This window comes from Streptomyces pseudogriseolus (assembly GCA_002154585.1).
Lineage (GTDB): Bacteria > Actinomycetota > Actinomycetes > Streptomycetales > Streptomycetaceae > Streptomyces > Streptomyces pseudogriseolus.
On record MUNG01000513.1, the window covers coordinates 1 to 4920 of the forward strand.

General features: G+C 73.2%; 5 protein-coding genes and 1 pseudogene. 3 read left to right on the forward strand and 3 right to left on the reverse strand.

Annotated elements, in window-relative coordinates:
• Positions 1–227 (forward strand): DUF6328 family protein (locus CCN29_RS31980; RefSeq protein ID WP_442538608.1); only part of this gene is annotated, 227 nt, incomplete at its 5' end.
• Between the two features lie 54 nt (positions 228–281).
• Here the strand turns inward: CCN29_RS31980 and CCN29_RS31985 are convergent.
• The gene (locus tag CCN29_RS31985; protein ID WP_442538609.1) at positions 282–1238 is read right to left on the reverse strand and encodes an RNA polymerase sigma-70 factor; all 957 of its coding nucleotides are present in this window, start codon (positions 1236–1238) and stop codon (positions 282–284) included.
• Positions 1239–1375: 137 nt separating this feature from the next.
• Here CCN29_RS31985 and CCN29_RS31990 point away from each other — a divergent pair, with 137 nt between their 5' ends.
• Complete coding sequence (locus CCN29_RS31990) at positions 1376–1867, forward strand: carboxymuconolactone decarboxylase family protein (RefSeq protein ID WP_006131960.1); 492 nt, start codon at positions 1376–1378, stop codon at positions 1865–1867.
• Between the two features lie 108 nt (positions 1868–1975).
• Here the strand turns inward: CCN29_RS31990 and CCN29_RS31995 are convergent, their stop codons facing one another.
• The gene (locus CCN29_RS31995; RefSeq protein ID WP_006131961.1) at positions 1976–2215 is read right to left on the reverse strand and encodes a DUF5302 domain-containing protein; all 240 of its coding nucleotides are present in this window, start codon (positions 2213–2215) and stop codon (positions 1976–1978) included.
• A gap of 90 nt (positions 2216–2305) precedes the next feature.
• A complete protein-coding gene (locus CCN29_RS32000) occupies positions 2306–3685 on the reverse strand; it encodes a DEAD/DEAH box helicase (RefSeq protein ID WP_006131962.1) in 1380 nt (459 codons plus the stop codon).
• Between the two features lie 202 nt (positions 3686–3887).
• On the opposite strand from CCN29_RS32000, the pseudogene CCN29_RS32005 reads away from it, so the two are divergent.
• Positions 3888–4763, forward strand: a pseudogene (locus tag CCN29_RS32005) (oxygenase MpaB family protein); the annotation flags it as partial.
• Between the last annotated feature and the right edge of the window lie 157 nt (positions 4764–4920).

Sequence of the window (4920 nt, forward strand, 5' to 3'; positions counted from 1 at the left end):
AGGACGAACTGGTGGAGACGGCCGGACGCCTGATGGTGTGCGGGATGGTGCTGCTCGCGCTCACCATCGGCTGCACGCTGCTGCTGATCCTGCGGTTCGTGGTGCCGGGCGTGCTCGCCGAGGTGCTGGTGGGCGCGGTCATGCTGTGGTTCGGGCTGTGCTGGTACGTGCTGCCGGTGCTGCTCCGCCGCCGCTCCGCCCGCCGGGCGCGGCGCGAACAGCAGTAGCGGCCGGCGGACGGGGCGCGAACAGCAGTAGCGGCCGGCGGACGGGGCCGATTCTCACCGGCGCAGCGGGATCTCCCGCTCCATGTGCGACAGCTTCTCCGGGTTGCGCACGGCGTACAGGCCGGTGACCAGGCCGTCGTCGACGCGGACCGCGAGCACGCTGTCCAGTTCGCCGTCGAGGTGCAGCACCAGCGCGGGACCGCCGTTGACCAGCGCCGGCCGCAGCGTCAGCGCGGCGGGGACCTTGCGCAGCCCGCCCTGCAGCAGCCGGGCCACCTTGTCCGCGCCGACGACCGGCCGCAGCACCGCCTGCTTGATCCCGCCGCCGTCGCCGAGCAGGACGACGTCCGGCGCCAGGACGTCCAGCAGCCCCTGGAGGTCGCCCGTCTCCACGGCCCGTCGGAACGCGTCCAGGACATGGCGGGTGCGCTGCGGTGACAGGGCCCCGCGGGGCCGCCTGTCCGCCACATGGGCGCGGGCCCGGTGCGCGATCTGCCGCACGGCCGTGGGGGACTTGCCGACGGCCTCCGCGATCTCGTCGTAGCCGACGTCGAACACCTCGCGCAGCACGAACACCGCGCGCTCGGTCGGCGCGAGGGTCTCCATCACCAGCATCATCGCCATCGAGACGCTGTCGGCCAGTTCGACGTCCTCGGCGACGTCGGGCGAGGTGAGCAGCGGCTCGGGCAGCCAGGAACCGACGTAGGACTCCTTGCGGCGGCCCAGCGTGCGCAGCCGGGTCAGGGCCTGGCGGGTGGTGATCCGCACCAGGTACGCGCGCCGGTCCCGCACCTCGGCGAGGTCGACGCCGGCCCAGCGCAGCCAGGTCTCCTGGAGGACGTCCTCGGCGTCGGCGGCCGAGCCGAGGATCTCGTAGGCGACGGTGAACAGCAGGTTCCGATGGGTGAGGAAGTCCTCGGTGGCGGGCCCCGCTCCCCCGCCTCGCCCGCCGCCGCTTCCGTCCCCGCTGGTCACATCCGCTCCCTGGTGCCGGCTCCCGATCACAGTCATACGCACAGGACGCCGGCCGGCCCGGTTCTGTGACAGCGGCGGCGTGTGGTCCACCTCACTCCGGCAGCCCGTCACACGGTACGGCCGTCCGGCATCTGGTGGGTGTCCCGAACACGACCACGAGTGAGGACTTCACGATGGACGCCCGTTTCAACCTGTTCGAGAACGACATCGCCTCCCGTTTCGCCAAGCGGTTCGCCGGCGCGGCGCTGGTGCTCCACGACTCGCCGCTGCCGAAGTCCGTGCAGGAGCTGGTGTCGTTGCGCGCCAGCCAGATCAACGGCTGCGGCCACTGCGTCGACATGCACGTCAAGGAGGCCGCGGCGGCCGGGGAGAGCGATGTCCGGCTGCACCTGGTCGCCGTGTGGCGCGAGACCACCGTGTTCACGGAGGCGGAGCGGGCCGCGCTCGCGCTCGCCGAGGAGGGCACCCGCCTCGCCGACGCCCACCAGGGCGTGTCCGACGAGACCTGGGCGCTGGTGCGCAAGCACTACGACGACGACCAGACGGCCGCGCTGGTCTGCCTGGTCGGGATGATCAACGCGGCCAACCGGCTGGCGGTCATCACCCACCAGAAGGGCGGCTCGTACCAGGCGGGGATGTTCGCGGCGGTGGTCGCGCAGGGATGAGGTGCGCAGAGGTGCTCACCGGCTGGGCGGAGGAGGCCCGCAACCGGTGGTGAGAGCCGTCCGGCCCGTGACGCGCGGGCGTCACGGGCCGGACGGGACGGACCTGGCTCAGCCGCTCTTGCGGCGGAAGGACCGCTGGTGCGTCGCCGGCCCGTGCGTGGCGCGCACCTTGGACGCGTTCGGGTTGCCGGCGGCCTCGGACGCCTCCGCCTGCGCGCCGCGCTTGCGCTCCAGCGCCTCGCGGAACTTGCGCTTGAGGTCGTAGGTGCCGTCGGCCTCCGGTGTGACCGGGGGCGTCGCGGCGTCGGCCGGCTCCGAACCTTCCGTGGCGGGGGGTTCTGCGGTCATGGTGACCTCCTGGGTTCGGGGACGGACGGGCGAGCACAGCTTGTCACGCCGGGCACCGTGCGGGCAGCGAATATCGCGGCGCGGTGCCGCTCAGCCGCCGCGGCGCACCTGCGCGGCCCGGCGCGCCTCGGCGAGCCTGCGCGCCTCGCCGGCCTTGCGGGACTTACCGCCGGAGCCGCCGCGCGGGGCGCCCTTGCTGGTGCCCATGCCCCGGAAGGGCGCGTTGGTGTTCTTGGGGCGGGGCGCGGCGGGCCCGCCGTCGAGGGGGACGCCGGAGGGGGCCTTGGCCCCGGTGATGCGGGTCAGTGCCGCCTCGCCGGAGCGCACCGGGGTGACGGTGGCCTTGATGCCGGCCTCGGCCAGCATGTGGAGCGTCTCGCGGCGCCCGCCCGACGCGACGAGCGTGACCACGCGGCCGGACGCGCCGGCGCGGGCGGTGCGGCCCGCCCGGTGCACGTAGTCCCTGGCGTCGGCGGGCGGATCGACGTTGACGACGAGGTCGAGGTCGTCGACGTGCAGGCCTCGGGCGGCGACATCGGTCGCGACGAGGACGGTGAGGCCGCCTTCCTTGAACTGGGCCAGGGTCTTGGTGCGCTGCGGCTGGGACTTGCCGCTGTGCAGGGCCCCGGCACGCACCCCGCTCGCCCGCAGGTGACGGGTGAGCCGGTCGACGGCGTGCTTCGTCTCGAGGAACAGCAGGACGCGGCCGTCGCGGGCGGCAATCTCGGTGGTGACGGCGTAGCGGTCGGGGCCGTGGACGACGAGGAGGTGGTGCTCCATGCCGGCGACGGCGGCGCCGGCCGGGTCGACGGAGTGGACGACGGGGTCGTGGAGGTGGTCGCGGACCAGCTGCCCGACGTCGCCGTCCAGGGTGGCGGAGAACAGCATGCGCTGACCGTCGGGACGCACCTGGGCGAGCAGTCCGGACACCTGCGGCAGGAAGCCCAGGTCGCACATCTGGTCGGCTTCGTCCAGGACGGTGATTCTCACCCGTCCCAACGCGCAGGCGTTGCGCTCGACGAGGTCGTGCAGACGCCCTGGCGTGGCGACGACCACCTCGGCCCCCTGGCGCAGCGCGGCGATCTGGCGGCTGATCGACAGGCCGCCGACGACGGTCGCCATCCGCAGCCGCAGCGCCTCGGCATACGGCTCCAGGGCCTGGGTGACCTGCTGGGCCAGCTCGCGGGTGGGCACCAGGACCAGGGCGAGGGGCTGCTTGGGTTCGGCGCGGCGCCCCGCCGAGCGGGTCAGCAGGGGGAGGCCGAAGGCGAGCGTCTTGCCGGAGCCGGTGCGTCCGCGCCCCAGGACGTGGCGTCCGCGGAGGGCGTCGGGCAGCGTGGCCGCCTGGATGGGGAAGGGCTCCCGCACTCCGAGCCGGTCCAGGGTGCGCAGCACGCTCTCCGGAAGCCCCAGGGCGGCGAAGGTGCCGTCCGGCGCGTCGGCGGGCGTCGTGGCGTCGGGGTGGGTCACAGGGAGCCTTCCGCAGGGGACGTGCCGAGGAAGGCCCGGCAAAAGGGTCAGCGTACCACCCACCGGACGCACCCTGAGCGGCAGAGCCGCACCGGACGCGGGATCGGCTCGGACCGTCCCGAGTATTGACGGCGATGTTACAAGTCAATAGTTTCAGTATCACCGTTGCACCAGGGGTCGCTTTGCCGAGGGAGGCATCAGCATGGGCCGTTATGGCCGGCTCGCCCGGATGCGCCAGATGGATCCGCAGCGGGACTTCGAGCAGATCTACCGGTGGATCACCCAGTACGAGTTCCCCCGCGACTACCTGCACGGCACGTCCGTCGCCTTCCTGCGCGACTACGGCGTCCCCCGCATCTCCCGACTGCTCGACCGCACACAGGAGTTCGAGCGTGCCGGCCAGAAGCGGTACGACGACACGGTGCTGATCGCGTACGAGATGGTGCGCGACGGCATGGACTCGGAGCACGGGCGTGCCGCCGCGCGTCATCTGAATCGCATCCACGGCCGGTACCGGATCCTCAACGAGGACTTCCTGTATGTGCTGGCCACCACGGTGGTCGGGCCGAAGCGGTGGATCGACCGGTTCGGGTGGCGGCCGTTGTGCGCGCAGGAGACGGAGACCCTGGCGCTGGTGGGCCGGCGGATGGGCGAGATGATGGGCATCTCCGGAGTGCCCCGCACCTACGCCGAGTTCGAGCGGATGCACGACGCCTACGAGCGGGAGATGTTCGCCTACGACCCCGCCAACCGCCGTGTCGCGGCGGCCACTTTACGCGTGATGGCCGCGTGGTATCCGGCCCCGCTGCGCAAGATCGCCGTACGGGCGTCGCTGGCCGTGCTCGACGAACCACTGCTGAGGGCGCTCGGCTTCCGGCCGCAGCCGGTCTGGGTGCGGGCTGTCGTGCACCGGACGTTCCGTCTGCGTGCGGCGTGCATCCGGCTGCTGCCGGCCCGCCCGGAGCGGTTCCCACGCGGCCCGAAGCCCCGCACGTATCCGTTCGGCTGGACGCTGGACGACCTGGGTCCGCACTGGGCACAGTCGCGACCGCTGGAGCCCCTGCGGGACGAGGGACCGGCGAGCGGGACGCCGGCGGACCCCGAGGTGGCGGACCCCGAGCCGCCGGGCACCGAGCCCTCCGCCCAAAAGCCGTCGGACCGGAGGCGCCGGCAGGGCGGCTCCCGCTCCCCCGCGGCCCCCGCCGTCCGAGCCCCTCGTGAGGAGACCCCAAGAC